Below are 14,037 nucleotides of genomic sequence, written 5' to 3' on the forward strand. Positions count from 1 at the left end.
CCGGATGTGGATGCACCCGCGACAGCGCCGGACGCTGCAGCAGGGATCACAGTGGAGCCAGTTTACCCGCGCGCCGCGATCGCCTCGCGCACCATGTCGACGAACAACTCGTGCACCCGCCGGTCCCCGGTCACCTCGGGATGGAACGAGGTAGCCACGACGTTCCCCTGCCGGACCGCGACGACGCGCCCCGCCGCCGGGCCCTCCGGGACGGTGGCGAGCACTTCGACCCCCTCGCCGACCCGCTCGACCCACGGCGCGCGAATGAACACCGCACGCATCGGACCGCCCGGCACGTCCGCGAAGTCGAGGTCCTCCTCGAACGAGTCGACCTGACGACCGAAAGCGTTGCGCCGCACCGTGATGTCGATACCCGACAGGCAGTGGGCGTCGGGCCGGGTGTCGAGGATCTCGGACGCGAGCAGGATCATGCCCGCACACGACCCGTAGGCGGGCATGCCAGCGCGCAGCCGTTCCCGCAGCGGCTCGAGCAGGTCGAACACGACGAGCAACCGGCTCATCGTCGTCGACTCGCCGCCCGGGATCACCAGTCCGTCGACCGCTTCGAGCTCGGCGGAGCGGCGCACCGTGATCGCGCGGGCGCCCGCCGCCTCGATCGCCGCGACGTGTTCGCGGACGTCGCCCTGCAGGGCGAGGACCCCGACCACGGGTCGAGTGGCGGGCTGATCGGCGGGCGGGGTCACGGGTACGCACACGGTGTTGATGACAGGTCCAATCATGTTGCAGAAAAGTACTTCTCGAACGGTCAGTCGCGCAGCAGCCGAGTCAGGCCCTCCTGCACCACAGCGGCGACGAGCACTCCGGACCGGTCGAAGATGCGACCCTGGGTGAGGGCGCGCCCGAAGCCGGCGGACGGTGACGACTGATCGTAGAGCAGCCACTCGTCGGCCCGAAACGGACGCAGGAACCACAGCGCGTGGTCGAGCGACGCCTGCTGCAGTGCCGTACCCGCGTGCGGCACCTGGGCCGACCCGAGCAGCGTCATGTCGGACATGTAGGCCAGCGTGCAGATGTGGAAGACGGGGTCCTCGGGCAGGGTGCGGCGGTACCGGAACCAGACCTGCTGCTGCGCGGGAACACCGGGACGGCGGGCGATCCGTTCCTGCGGTACGAAGCGCAGGTCCCAGTCGGACCACTCGCGGAACTCCCACGGGATGTCCTCGCCGACGACCTGCGCGATGTCGGGCAGGTCCTCGGGGTCGGGCACCGGCGGCATCCGGTCTCCGTGTTCGATGCCCTCGTCGCCGACGTGGAACGACGCCGACATGGTGAAGATCGCCTGACCGTCCTGCACTCCGGTGACGCGACGCGTGCAGAACGAGCGCCCGTCCCGAATCCGGTCGACGAGGAACACCGTGGGAATGGTGGGGTTGCCCGGACGCAGGAAGTACCCGTGCAGCGAGTGCACCCGGTACCGGTCGTCGACCGTGCGCACCGCCGACACCAGCGCCTGCCCGGCGACCTGGCCGCCGAACGTGCGGGTCATCGTCGTGTCGGCCACGATGCCCCGGAAGATGTCCTTCTCGAGCTGTTCGAGTTCGAGAATCTCCTCGATCGACGACATGTGGCACCCCTTTCGGCAGGGGTAACGCTAGCAACGACGCGGCCCCGCTCTCGTCAAGCGGGGCCGCGTCGCCGCGTGCAGCGTGCCGGGAGTTGCGCCTAGGCCGGTACCCCGGCGTTCGTGTCCGCCAGCAGCTGACCGCCGTCGAGCTTGAGCTGCTGTCCCGTCACCCACTTGGATTCGTCGGAGGCCAGGTAGAGGACTGCCTCGGAGACGTCGCGGGGCGAGAGCCACGGCACGCCCATCGGCGACTTCGCGGTCAGCGCCGGAATCATGTCCTCACGGTTGGGATTCTCGACGTCCGGGCGGAAGGCGTTGTACATGAACTCGTTGTCCATCATCGTCGTGTCGACGTTGGTCGGGTGGATCACGTTCACGCGGATCTGCCGGTCGGCGTAGACACGCGCCAGGTCGTGGCCGAACCGTGCCACGTGCCGCTTGGCGTGCGCGTATCCGAGACCACCGGCGCCGGTGATGTCGACCGAGCCCCTGATCAGGGCGGCCGTCGATCCGGTCAGGATGATCGACGCACCACGGTCGAGGTACGGCACCGCGGCGGTGACCGCATTGACGACACCGAAGAGGTTCACCTGCACGACGTCGATGAAGGCCTCCGGCGTGTTCGACCCCATCGTCAGGATTCCGGCCTGGGCGACGACGACATCGAGCTTGCCGAGTTCGGTCACACCCTCGTCGAGCGCCTTCTTCAGCTGGGACAGTTCCCGCACGTCGGCCTGCCTGGCGACGATGCGGCGACCCAACGCCTTGACCTGCCGAACCGTCTCGTCGAGGTCCTCACTCGTCGCCATCGAGTACGGCGCTGTCTCGATGTCCTCGAGCAGGTCGACTGCGATGATGTCCGCGCCCTCCTCCGCCAGGCGAACGGCGTGGCTACGGCCCTGGCCCCGGGCAGCACCGGTGATGAAGGCGACTTTGCCTTCCGTACGTCCCGACATGAATTACTCCTTGGTCCTCAAATGTGTGAAACAGCCGCGGTAGCGGCGTGAAGGGTGCGGGGTTCCGCCACCGGGCAACGCAACGGGTCGATCAGGCCTGCGCGGCAGACGGAACACCGTCCAGGATCACGGTCTTCGACTCGAGGTACGGCAGCAGTCCGTCCCGGCCGCCTTCGCGCCCGACACCGGACTGCTTGAACCCACCGAAGCCCAGCCGTGGATCCTGCCGGAATCCGTTGTGCCCCACGGTGCCCGAACGAATTCGACGGGCGACGTCGTAGGCACGGTCGGCGTCGTCGGTGAAGACGCTCGCGTTCAGACCGAAGACGGTGTCGTTGGCCAGCTCGATCGCGTGTTCCTCGTTGTCCGCGGGGATCACGCTGAGGACGGGACCGAAGATCTCCTGCTGCGCGATGGTCGACCCGTTGTCCACGCCCGCGAAGACGGTCGGCTCGATGTAGAACCCACGGTCGAGCTCGCTCGGCCGGCCACCGCCGGTGACGAGCCTCGCGCCCTCGGCCAGACCCTTCTGGACGAACTGCTCGACTCGATCGCGCTGACGCTCCATCGCCAGGGGGCCGAGCTGGGACGCGGGATCGAACGGATCCCCGACCCGGACGGCGCCGAAGAACGAGCCGAGTGCCTCCGCGAACTCGTCGTGGCGATGCCGGCTGACGATGATGCGCGTCAGTGACGAGCACACCTGGCCGTTGAGGGTGCACTCCGCCGCGGCGAGTGCCTGGGCCGCAGTCTCGAGGTCGTAGTCGTCGAGCACGATCGCCGGCGACTTGCCGCCCAACTCCAGTGTGTAGCGCGCCATCCGGTCGCCACAGAGACTGGCGATCCGCCGGCCGACGGCACTGGATCCGGTGAAGGCGACCTTGTCGACTCGCGGATCCCGCACGAGCTGCTCGGAAATCTCGCGGTCGGCCACGACGACGTTCAACACGCCTGCGGGCAAACCGATCTCCTCGGCGATCTCGGCGAGGACGTAGGCCTCCCCTGGCGCTTCCTGGGGCGCCTTGAGGACCACCGTGCATCCGGCCAGCAACGCGGGCGCGACCTTGTAGGACGCCAGCGACATCGGCGTGTTCCAGGCGACGATCGCGCCGACGACGCCGATCGGTTCGCGGACAACGGCGTTGAAGGCGCCCTGCACCGGATCGTGTTGCACCTCGAACGGGAAGTCCGCGGCGAGGTCGGCGTAGTAGTCGTAGGTGGCACCGACGCGTTCGATGGAGACAGTCGCCATCGAATGCAGGACACCGACCTGCCGGGTCCACAGCAGACTCGCGTCCGCGGACCGCCGGCGCAGTCCGTCGGCGAGCTTACGCAGCCACTCGGCGCGCTCGGCGGGCGTCAACCGAGGCCATGCGGAGTGGTCGAAGGCCCGTCGCGCCGCACCGATTGCCCGCGACATGTCCTCCGCGCTCGCCTCGACGACCCGGAAGACAGCCTCTTCCGTTGCGGGGTCGACGATCTCGAACGTGGACGACGATGTCGGGACCTGCCATTGCCCATCGATGAAGAGCCGGTCCGGATGGCGGAGCGGCACGTCGGCATCTCGCTGGGCAAAAGTTGTGACCTGCGCCGATCGGTCGAGGTCAGTTTGGCTGGACACCGAAGCCTCCGTTTCCGGCCCACCGGTGAGCCGCGGGAAAAGCCGTCCCGCGTCGGGAACGACCGTTTCTGTGAGTGACGAGATAAGCATCACTGCTTATTTTCGGATTGTCAATGCGCTCAATGCAGTACGTCCGCACAAGGGCGGCCGAGGATTCCGAACGGTCGGATTCCGGTTGTGGCCGGAACCGAAGGAGCACAACCGGACCCGACGTCGCCCTAGTCTTCGAGCGACAAGGTCCGCCCGGGGCACACGGCGACCGCCTCTTTCGCCTGCGCGGTCTCGGCATCGCCCTCCGGGTGCGGGCGAAGCACGATGACGGTGCCGTCGTCGTCGTTCTGCTCGAACAGGTCCGGGCTCACCAGGACGCACTGGCCGGCGCCCACGCACCGGCTCTCGTCGACGATGATTCGCATGGTCACCAGGCCACCATCAACTCGTGGATGCCGTAGGTCGGGCCGTCCTCCTTGAAGGAGAGCTCGTCGAACGGACTCGTCAGACGCAGCGCCGGCACCCGGCGCAGGAGCGTGGCCAGGACCACCTCGAGCTCGAGGCGAGCAAGGTTCTGACCGAGGCACACGTGTGGCCCGAATCCGAAGGACAGGTGATTGCGCGCCATGCGGGTGAAGTCGATCTCGTCGGGATCGGGGAAGACCGAGGGGTCACGGTTGGCCGTGTTCGTCAGCGCCAGGACACCTTCGCCGGCCTTGATCTGCACGCCGCCGATCTCGAGGTCCTCGGTGGCAAGTCGTGCCGCGCCGATCTCGGCAATCGTGAAGTACCGGAGCAGCTCCTCGACAGCCCCCGCCATGAGTTCGGGATTGTCGAGCAACGTCGCGAGATGCCCACGCTTGTCCAACAGCGTCGCCACGGACAGCGAGATCATGTTCGCGGTCGTCTCGTGGCCGGCGATGAGCAGCAGGAAGCCCATCTCCTCCACACCTTCAGGATCGACTCCGGCGGCGAGCTGGCGGCTCAGCAGGTCGTCGCCGGGCGACTTGATCTTCTCCTGGACCAGGTCGGAGATGTAGGACTTGAGTCGACCGATCGCAGCACCCCTCTGCTCGGGCGTTGCAGTCGGGCGGCTGAAGTCCGCGCTGCACTCCTGGAAGAACTCGTGGTCGGCGTACGGAACGCCGAGCATCTCCGAGATCACCTTGGACGGCACCGGAAGCGACAGCGCCTCGACGAGGTCGACCTCGGACGGCCCGGCCAGCATGGCGTCGACGGCTTCGTCGACGATCTCCTGGATGCGGGGGCGCCACGAGTTCACGCGCTGCACCGTGAACTCGCCGAGGATCGCGCGCCGCACCCGGGTGTGATCCGGTGCGTCCATCTCGATCAGCTGTTGGCGACGGTCGGGCGCCATGTAAGGCATGTGGTTCGGGTGGCGGGGATCTCGCCGGTCGGAGCTCAGGCGGCTGTCGCCGAGCATCGCCCTGACGTCCGCGAGTCGAGTCAGGACCCAGAGACGACGTCCGTCGACCATCTCCACCCAACTGATGGGGTTCTCCGACTGCAGACGCAGGTGGTCGGCCGGTGGACGATGCGGACTGGTACGGGTCAGTGAGATCTTGGAGCTTGTCATGATGTACTCCCCAATGGGCGTGTCGCCATAAGTGGACGACTGTCGTCCGGTTACCGAAAGTGAGGCTAGTCACATCGACCCCAGAAAGTCCAGACCCGAAAGGAATTCGATGCGGGAAAAAGTCATCCCGCCGAACACGGCGGGGGGTCCAGCACTACGCGCGGATGCGCGCCGGAACCGCAACCAGATCATCGTGGCGGCGAAAAGCCTCTTCCGAACTTCCGGGCTCGACGTGTCGATGGAGGCCATCGCGCGCACGGCCGGCGTCGGAGTCGGTACCCTGTACCGCCGCTTCCCCGATCGCGCGGGGTTGGTCGCGGCCGTGGCTGCACAAAGCTTCCGTGACGTGCTGGCCGATGTCACAGAGGCGAAGGAAGTGGAGCCGAGTGCGTGGGACGCTTTCGTCCGTCTCGCCACGCAGTCCGAAAACCTACGGCTCACAGTGCATTTGGCATTCCTGTCACTGCAGTCGTGGCGTGACGTGCACGCCGCACCCGAGTCCGAGGGGGTGCACCGGGAGATGATGTCTGCGCTCGAAGCCCTTGTGCAGGACGCACAAGAGGAGGGTTCCATTCGCCGCGATATCGGCGCCGGCGACGCGCTCTACCTGATATCCGTGGTCCTCGGGAACCGATCGCCCGGGACCGACACGATGCGCGGGATGTCGACGGAGCGGTCCCTGAGGCTGGTGCTGGACGGCTTGCGTGCCGAACCCAGCGGTGCCCTGCCGGGCGAACCGGTCACGGTGCAGGAACTGAACACACGCATGAAGCAGGGCGCCGACACCCTGGAGGGCTGAGGCGCGGTGCACGCACACGGGTGCCCGTGATGTCACCTACACGCCGAACGGGCGCCACCGCTGAAGCGGGGCGCCCGTTCGGCATCGGATGAGTTCGGTTCACCAACCGCGTTCGGCGAGGCGGTGCGGCTGCGGGATCTCGTCGACGTTGATGCCGACCATCGCCTCCCCGAGACCGCGGGAGACCTTGGCGAGGACGTCCGGGTCGTCGTGGAAGGTGGTGGCCTTGACGATTGCCGCGGCCCGCTCGGCCGGGTTGCCGGACTTGAAGATGCCCGAACCGACGAACACGCCTTCGGCGCCGAGCTGCATCATCATCGCCGCGTCCGCCGGGGTCGCGATGCCACCCGCGGTGAACAGGGTGACCGGAAGCTTGCCGGCCTTCGCGACCTCGACCACCAAATCGTACGGGGCCTGGAGTTCCTTCGCCGCGACGTACAGCTCGTCCTCTGGCAGCGACGTCAGGCGCCGGATCTCCTGCCGGATCTTCCGCATGTGCGTGGTGGCGTTCGAGACGTCACCGGTGCCGGCCTCGCCCTTCGAGCGGATCATCGCCGCGCCCTCGTTGATGCGGCGCAGCGCCTCACCGAGGTTGGTGGCACCACACACGAACGGGACGGTGAAGGCGAACTTGTCGATGTGGTTCTCGTAGTCCGCCGGAGTCAGGACCTCGGACTCGTCGATGTAGTCGACGCCGAGGGACTGCAGGATCTGCGCCTCGACGAAGTGACCGATCCGGGCCTTGGCCATCACCGGGATCGAGACGGCGGAGATGATGCCGTCGATCATGTCCGGATCGGACATGCGAGACACGCCACCCTGCGCGCGGATGTCGGCCGGGACGCGCTCGAGCGCCATGACGGCGACCGCGCCCGCGTCCTCGGCGATCTTCGCCTGCTCCGGGGTGACGACGTCCATGATGACCCCGCCCTTGAGCATCTCGGCCATCCCCCGCTTGACGCGGGCAGTTCCTGTCGTAGGGGCGGTATCGGGGGTACTCACGGCAAGCTCCATCAGTCGTGTTCTGTACTCGGAACCGCCCCGGCCACGGTCGTCCCTCTCCGTGCCGTGCCGGTGCGTGACATCGATCCTAGTTCGTCAGCGAATGGAGCGAACCCCGGGTTCGTCGTCGCGGGCCAGCAGGGCCCGGACCTCGCCGACCAGGTCCGGAAGATCCTCCGGATAGACCGTCTCCCCGTCCGCCGCGACGGCGCGCATGTCTGCCGGCGAACACCACCGGTGCCCCGAGATCGCGCGGCGCTCGAGCTCGGTGAATCCGAACCGCTCCGGTGTGAACGCCGGGTGTGCGAGCGCGAAGAACAGCTCCTCCGAACGGATCAGCTCCCCGTCGTACGGGAAGACCGCGACGCGGCGCCAGATCGGTCCCCTCAGCACCGCACCGTCGACGACCAGACCGGTCTCCTCGCGGATCTCGCGCACCGCGGCCTCGCGGAGGGTTTCCCCGGACTCGACGCCGCCGCCGATCGTGAACCAGAACGACACGTCCGGCACCTGCGGGTCGTGACCACGCAGCAACAGCACCCGGCCCTGCTCGTCGACCAGGACGACCCGTGCCGAGGTGCGCATCTCGTCGACGCCCTGTCCGGCACCGGCCGACGGCGTCGTCCGTTCGGCGATCTCGAAGTACGTGGGCAGTGGTGCCGTGCCGCCGAGGTGCAGCAGCCGGACCAGGCGCCGCGTACGCAGCGCCAGGGTGTCGCGGACCGCGTCGTTGTGGAAGCGCCGGGCGATCAGCACGCGGGCCTCCGCGTCGGCGAGCTCGGCGACCAACTGGGGCGCGAGCGCTTCGGCCGGGACCGCGTTCAACGCGGCCGACAACAGGTTCTCGGCGGACTCGCGGTCCGCCCGGTCGGCCCGTTCGGCGCGATCGGCCAACGCCGCCAGGCGTGTTCCGTCCGCCGCGGGGTGCGCCGCGGAGCCGAAAACGGCCCCGGAGGGCACCATCGCGGCCGAGACGGCGCGGGCGACGACGGCACGGCGGGCCAGCGCGGCGTCGAGCGACTGCCACGACTGGTCCGACCGCACGTGCAGACGGTCGAGACGGTTTGCGGTGCCGTACGCCCACACACCGATCGCGACGACCACCGCGACGACGAGCGCCACCACCAGGACCGTGGTGGCCGAGAACGTCATCACGCCTCCACCCGCACGCCGTGCGCGCCGACGGTGACCGTCTCGTACACCCGCAGGATCTGTTCCGCGACCACCGGCCAGTCGTACTCGGCGACCACCTCGGTCGCGACGTCGATCAGGGCGCGTCGACGATCCGGGTCGGAGAGCACCGCCTCCAGTGCGCCGGCCAGCGCGTCACTGTCCCCGATCGGGGTCAGCATGCCGGCGGTGCCGTCGCGCAGCACCCGACGGAACGCGTCGAGTTCGCTCGCCACCACCGGGGTGCCTGCCGCCATCGCCTCGACGAGCACGATCCCGAACGACTCGCCACCGAGGTTGGGTGCGCAGTAGACGTCGGCGGAGCGCAGCGCCGAGGCCTTCTCCTCGTCGCTGACCTGACCGAGCAGGCGCAGGTGCGTCGCGTACCGGCCGGCCTCCTTGCGCAGCCGGGCTTCGTCGCCGCGTCCGACGACCAGCACCTGCAGGTCGGGATGTCGATCGACCAGCTCGGGCAGCGCACCGAGCAGGACGGCCATCCCCTTGCGCGGCTCGTCGTACCGACCGAGGAACAGCACCGTGCCCCCTGCCCGCGGATAGCCTTCCAGCGGAACGGCATCCGCGAAGGCCGGGACGTCCACCCCGTTCGGAATCTCGACCGCGTCCGAGCCGAGCGACTCGACCTGCCAGCGCCTCGCCAATTCCGAGACCGCGATGCGGCCGGTGATCTTCTCCAGGTACGGCTGCAGCACACTCTGGAAAGTGCTGAGCACCAACGACTTCGTGGTCGAGGTGTGGAATGTCGCGACGATCGGCCCCTCGGCGATCTTCATCGCCAGCATCGACAGGCTCGGCGCGTTCGGCTCGTGGATGTGCAGCACGTCGAAGTCGTTGTCCGCAATCCACCGCCGCACCCGCGCGTACGACACCGGACCGAACGTCAGCCGGGCCACGGACCCGTTGTAGGGGATGGCAACCGCGCGACCGGCCGAGACCACGAAGTCGGGCAACTCGGTGCCGTCCGACGCCGGCGCCAGCACGCTCACCTTGTGGCCCCGCTCGATCAACACCTGTGCCAGCTCGACGACGTGCGCCTGAACTCCGCCAGGGACGTCGAACGAGTAGGGGCACACCATCCCGATCCGCACGTCAGCCCTCCATTCGGGCCAGGCGCGCCTCGGACAGGTCGGCCAGCCACAGCGGCTGCAGCATGTGCCAGTCCGCCGGGTGTGCGGCGATGTTCGCCGCGAAGCGGTCGGCCAGGGTCTGCGTCGCCGCCTCGACCCCGACGGTGGTGTCGATCGGGGCGTCGACCGAGAATCCCCAGTCGTCGCCGTCGAACCAGCAGTGCACCGGCAGCAGGGCCGCGCCCGTGTCGACGGCGAGCTTCGCGGGCCCGGCGGGCATTCGCGTCGGCTCCCCGAAGAAGGTGACGGGCACTCCGTGCTTCGCGAGGTCGCGCTCGCCGAGCAGGCAGACGATCCCGTTGTCGCGGAGCCGGTCCGCGAGTTCCCCGAAGGGTGGTTTCTGCCCACCGGTGAGCGGGAAGATCTCGAATCCGAGACTCTCCCGGTAGTCGACGAAGCGCTGGTACAGCGACTCCGGCTTCAGGCGTTCCGCCACGGTCGCGAAGCGGCCGCGACTCTGTACCAGCCAGACCCCGGCCATGTCCCAGTTGCCGCTGTGCGGCAACGCCAGGACGGCGCCCCGCCCGTCCGCCAGTGCGGTGTCGATGTGTTCCTTGCCGCGCACCTTCGCGTCGAGTCGGCGTCCCAGCTCGGCGTGCTCCATCGACGGCAGCCGGAAGGCCTCCCGCCAGTACCGGGCATAGGACCGCACCGACGCCCGGATCAACTCGTCGGGCACCTCACCGGGCCCGACCCCGAGAACCCGGGCGAGGTTGCGGCGCAACTGGTCCGGGCCCCCGTTTCGGCGCGCGGCGAGATCGGCACCCGCGTCGAACACGCGGGTGGCGACCTTCTCGGGAAGGGCGCGCACCAGCCGCCATCCGGCGGCGTAGCCGAGGTCGCTCACCCGCTCTGCGCGGCTCACTGCTCGGATTCCCGACCGTCGGCCGGGGTGCCGATGGGCAGCAGGTCCCGGGCACCCGGCGCGTTGCGGACCGCCAGCACCCGCTGGAAGACCGTGACCACGCTCGCGGCGGCGAGGATCCACATCGCGACGTACACCGCCCACGAGAGCCACCCGATCTCGAACTGCCCTGCGATACCGGTCAATCCGGCACCCACCAGGACGATGATCAGGCGGTCCGGACGCTCGATCAGGCCGCCGTCGGCGGACAGGCCGCTGGCCTCCGCCCGCGCCTTCGCGTACGAGATGACCTGGGACGTCACCAGACAGACCAGCGTCGCGACGAGCAGTGAGCGGCTGTCCTCGTGGTAGACGGCCCACCACGCCAGGCCCGCGAAGATCGCGCCGTCCGCGATCCGGTCGCAGGTCGCGTCGAGCACCGCTCCGTAGCGGGTTCCGCCGCCCCGCGCCCGGGCCATCGCGCCGTCGAGCATGTCGAACATGACGAAGAACCAGATCAGCATGGTTCCCCAGAACAGGTGCCCGGACGGGAACAGGGTCAACGCACCCGCGACACTCGCGACGGTCCCGAACACGGTGACCGCGTCCGGGGACAGGCCGGTGCTCACCAGCGCCCGGCCCAGCGGGGCCGTCGCCTTCGAGACCGATGCCCGTCCCAGAATGCTCAGCATCTAGTTGCCTCCGCTCGCGGGGGCGATCTCCTGCCACGCGGCCGACAGCAGCGCCCGGGTCTCCCGCAGCAACTGCGGCATCACCTTCGTGCTCCCGAGGACGGTGATGAAGTTCGCGTCCCCACCCCACCGCGGAACGATGTGCTGGTGCAGGTGCTCCGCGAGCGAACCGCCGGCTGCCGCACCGAGATTGAGACCGACGTTGAACGCGTCCGGGCGCGAGACCCGCTTGATGACGCGGATCGCCTGCTGCGTGAACGCCATCAGCTCGGCTGACTCACCCGGGGTCAGGTCCTCGAGGGCCGCCACCCGCCGGTACGGCACCACCATCATGTGTCCCGGGTTGTAGGGATACAGGTTCAGCACCGCGTAGACGTGCTCGCCGCGAGCGACGATCAGGCCCTCTTCGTCACTCATCTTCGGGATGGCGGTGAAGGGCCCCTCGTCCGACTGGGCCGCCTTCGGCGCCTCGGCGATGTAGGACATCCGGTGCGGCGACCACAGCCGCTGCAACCGGTCCGGGTCACCCGGACCGGTGTCCACCAGCGGCGACTCCGGCTGGCCGGGCGTCTCGCTCATGCGAGGTCACCGACCAGGTCGGCGGTCGGCGACGCGTTCTCACGTCGTGCGATCCACTCGGTGATGGCCGTGACGGCCTGCGTCACCGGAATTCCGTTGACCTGCGTGCCGTCCCGGAACCGGAAACTCACCGCTCCCGCCTCGACGTCCCGCTCGCCCGCGAGGAGCATGAACGGCACCTTCTGCGTGGTGTGGTTGCGGATCTTCTTCTGCATCCGGTCGTCGCTGACGTCGACCTCCGCGCGCACACCGGCCTTCTTCAGCTGCGCGACCACGTCGAAAAGGTGGTCCTCGAACGCCTCGGCGACGGGGATGCCCACCACCTGGACCGGCGCCAGCCATGCCGGGAACGCGCCGGCGTAGTGCTCGGTGAGCACGCCGAAGAACCGCTCGATCGACCCGAACAGGGCGCGATGGATCATCACCGGACGGTGCTTCGCGCCGTCCGTGCCGGTGTACTCGAGCTCGAAGCGTTCCGGCAGGTTGAAGTCCAGCTGGATCGTCGACATCTGCCAGCTGCGTCCGAGCGCGTCCTGCACCTGCACCGAGATCTTCGGCCCGTAGAACGCGGCGCCGCCCGGATCGGGAACCAGGTTCAGCCCGGAGGCCTGGCCGACCTCGCGCAGCGTCTCGGTCGCCTCCTCCCACAGGGCGTCGTCGCCGACGAACTTGTCGGGGTTCTTCGTCGACAACTCGAGGTGGAAGTCGTCGAGGCCGTAGTCCTTCAGCAGCCCGAGCACGAACTGCAGCGTGGTGGTCAGCTCGTCGCGCATCTGCTCCTTGGTGCAGTAGATGTGCGCGTCGTCCTGCGTCATGCCGCGGACCCGGGTCAGGCCGTGCACGACACCGGACTTCTCGTAGCGGTACACCGAGCCGAACTCGAACAGCCGCAACGGAAGCTCACGGTACGACCGTCCGCGGGAGCGGAAGATCAGGTTGTGCATCGGGCAGTTCATCGGCTTGAGGTAGTAGTTCTGGCCCGGCTTGCGCACGGTGCCGTCCTCGTTCAGTTCCTCGTCGATGTGCATCGCGGGGAACATGCCGTCGCGGTACCAGTCCAGGTGACCGGAGACCTCGTACAGATGCTGCTTGGTGATGTGCGGCGAGTAGACGAACTCGTAGCCCTCCTCGACGTGCCGCTTGCGGGAGTAGTTCTCCATCTCCTGCCGGATGATGCCGCCCTTGGGGTGGAACACCGGCAGACCGGACCCGAGCTCGTCGGGGAAGGAGAACAGGTCGAGGTCGGCGCCGACCTTGCGGTGATCGCGACGCTCGGCCTCGGCGAGCAGCTCGAGGTGCTGGTCCAGCGCCTCGGTCGACTCCCATGCGGTGCCGTAGATGCGCTGCAGACCCTCACGGGACTGGTCGCCGCGCCAGTAGGCGGCCGAGCTGCGGGTGATCTTGAACGCCGGGATGAACTTGGTGGTCGGGATGTGCGGGCCGCGGCACAGGTCCTTCCAGATCACCTCGCCGGTCCGCGGATTGAGGTTGTCGTAGATCGTCAGCTCGTTGCCGCCGACCTCCATCACCTCCGGATCGTCGATGCCCGACTTGTCACTGACGAGCTCGAGTTTGAACGGCTCCTTCGCCAGTTCGACGCGGGCGTCCTCGATGTCGTCGACGACGCGGCGGGAGAACCGCTGGGCGTCCTTGACGATCTTCTTCATCCGCTTCTCGAGACGCGCGAGATCCTCGGGGGTGAACGGCTCCGCAACCTGGAAGTCGTAGTAGAAGCCGTCCTTGATCGGCGGCCCGATGCCCAGCTTCGCCTCCGGGAACTCCTGCTGCACGGCCTGCGCGAGGACGTGGGCACACGAGTGCCGGATCACGCTGCGGCCGTCCTCGGTGTCGGCGGCGACCGCCTCGACCTCGGTGTCGACGTCGGGAATCCAGGACAGGTCCTTGAGGGCGCCGTCGGCGTCGCGCACCACGACGACCGCGTCGGAGCCCTTCGCCGGCAGTCCCGCCTCGCGAACCGCCGTGCCGGCGGTAGTCCCGGCAGGCACCCGGACGCGGGCGGCTGGGGCTACGGATGCAGGCGTGGTCACGGCGATGT

14 protein-coding genes are annotated in these 14,037 nt (G+C 68.4%); 1 reads left to right on the plus strand and 13 read right to left on the minus strand.

The genetic code is table 11. The features are described from left to right. Window positions 1-62 precede the first annotated feature (62 nt). The 6 genes from pdxT to ACFYVR_RS02175 form a co-directional block, all read right to left on the minus strand. Window positions 63-740 (minus strand): pyridoxal 5'-phosphate synthase glutaminase subunit PdxT, encoded by a 678-nt coding sequence (pdxT, locus tag ACFYVR_RS02150; RefSeq protein ID WP_387469118.1) that lies wholly within the window; start codon window positions 738-740, stop codon window positions 63-65. Window positions 741-766: 26 nt separating this feature from the next. Further along, a complete protein-coding gene (locus tag ACFYVR_RS02155) occupies window positions 767-1,585 on the minus strand; it encodes an acyl-CoA thioesterase (RefSeq protein ID WP_387469120.1) in 819 nt (272 codons plus the stop codon). Window positions 1,586-1,683: 98 nt separating this feature from the next. Beyond that, complete coding sequence (locus ACFYVR_RS02160; protein ID WP_387469122.1) at window positions 1,684-2,541, minus strand: mycofactocin-coupled SDR family oxidoreductase; 858 nt, start codon at window positions 2,539-2,541, stop codon at window positions 1,684-1,686. A 91-nt stretch (window positions 2,542-2,632) separates the two neighbouring features. Next, entirely contained in the window at window positions 2,633-4,096 is a 1,464-nt protein-coding gene (locus ACFYVR_RS02165; RefSeq protein ID WP_387469124.1) for an aldehyde dehydrogenase, read from the minus strand. A 284-nt stretch (window positions 4,097-4,380) separates the two neighbouring features. Beyond that, window positions 4,381-4,578: a ferredoxin gene (locus ACFYVR_RS02170; protein WP_387470288.1), complete on the minus strand. Its 198-nt coding sequence runs from the start codon at window positions 4,576-4,578 to the stop codon at window positions 4,381-4,383. A 2-nt stretch (window positions 4,579-4,580) separates the two neighbouring features. Further along, entirely contained in the window at window positions 4,581-5,750 is a 1,170-nt protein-coding gene (locus tag ACFYVR_RS02175) for a cytochrome P450 (protein WP_387469126.1), read from the minus strand. A gap of 109 nt (window positions 5,751-5,859) precedes the next feature. Between ACFYVR_RS02175 and ACFYVR_RS02180 the strand changes: the two genes are divergently transcribed. Next, window positions 5,860-6,549 carry a TetR/AcrR family transcriptional regulator gene (locus tag ACFYVR_RS02180; RefSeq protein WP_387469128.1) on the plus strand — a complete coding sequence of 230 codons (690 nt, stop codon included), beginning with the start codon at window positions 5,860-5,862 and terminating at the stop codon, window positions 6,547-6,549. A 99-nt stretch (window positions 6,550-6,648) separates the two neighbouring features. Here the strand turns inward: ACFYVR_RS02180 and pdxS are convergent, their stop codons facing one another. From pdxS to thrS, 7 genes are all read right to left on the minus strand, one after another. Further along, on the minus strand, window positions 6,649-7,563 hold the full coding sequence (gene pdxS / locus ACFYVR_RS02185) for a pyridoxal 5'-phosphate synthase lyase subunit PdxS (RefSeq protein ID WP_387469131.1): 915 nt from the start codon (window positions 7,561-7,563) through the stop codon (window positions 6,649-6,651). An 84-nt stretch (window positions 7,564-7,647) separates the two neighbouring features. Further along, window positions 7,648-8,703: an NUDIX domain-containing protein gene (locus ACFYVR_RS02190; protein ID WP_387469134.1), complete on the minus strand. Its 1,056-nt coding sequence runs from the start codon at window positions 8,701-8,703 to the stop codon at window positions 7,648-7,650. Further along, on the minus strand, window positions 8,703-9,827 hold the full coding sequence (locus ACFYVR_RS02195; protein ID WP_387469136.1) for a glycosyltransferase family 4 protein: 1,125 nt from the start codon (window positions 9,825-9,827) through the stop codon (window positions 8,703-8,705). Before ACFYVR_RS02195 ends, ACFYVR_RS02190 begins: the two co-directional genes overlap by 1 nt. Before the next feature lies 1 nt (window position 9,828). Next, window positions 9,829-10,731 (minus strand): phosphatidylinositol mannoside acyltransferase, encoded by a 903-nt coding sequence (locus tag ACFYVR_RS02200; protein ID WP_387469138.1) that lies wholly within the window; start codon window positions 10,729-10,731, stop codon window positions 9,829-9,831. After that, on the minus strand, window positions 10,728-11,402 hold the full coding sequence (gene pgsA / locus ACFYVR_RS02205) for a phosphatidylinositol phosphate synthase (RefSeq protein WP_387469140.1): 675 nt from the start codon (window positions 11,400-11,402) through the stop codon (window positions 10,728-10,730). The genes ACFYVR_RS02200 and pgsA overlap by 4 nt, the downstream gene beginning before the upstream one ends. Next, on the minus strand, window positions 11,403-11,981 hold the full coding sequence (locus ACFYVR_RS02210; protein ID WP_387469142.1) for an HIT family protein: 579 nt from the start codon (window positions 11,979-11,981) through the stop codon (window positions 11,403-11,405). After that, window positions 11,978-14,029, minus strand: a complete 2,052-nt coding sequence (gene thrS / locus ACFYVR_RS02215; protein WP_387469144.1) for a threonine--tRNA ligase — start codon at window positions 14,027-14,029, stop codon at window positions 11,978-11,980. Before thrS ends, ACFYVR_RS02210 begins: the two co-directional genes overlap by 4 nt. Window positions 14,030-14,037 lie beyond the last annotated feature (8 nt).

The sequence above is a fragment of the Rhodococcus sp. NPDC003318 genome, assembly GCF_042879035.1.
Classification (GTDB): domain Bacteria; phylum Actinomycetota; class Actinomycetes; order Mycobacteriales; family Mycobacteriaceae; genus Rhodococcus_G.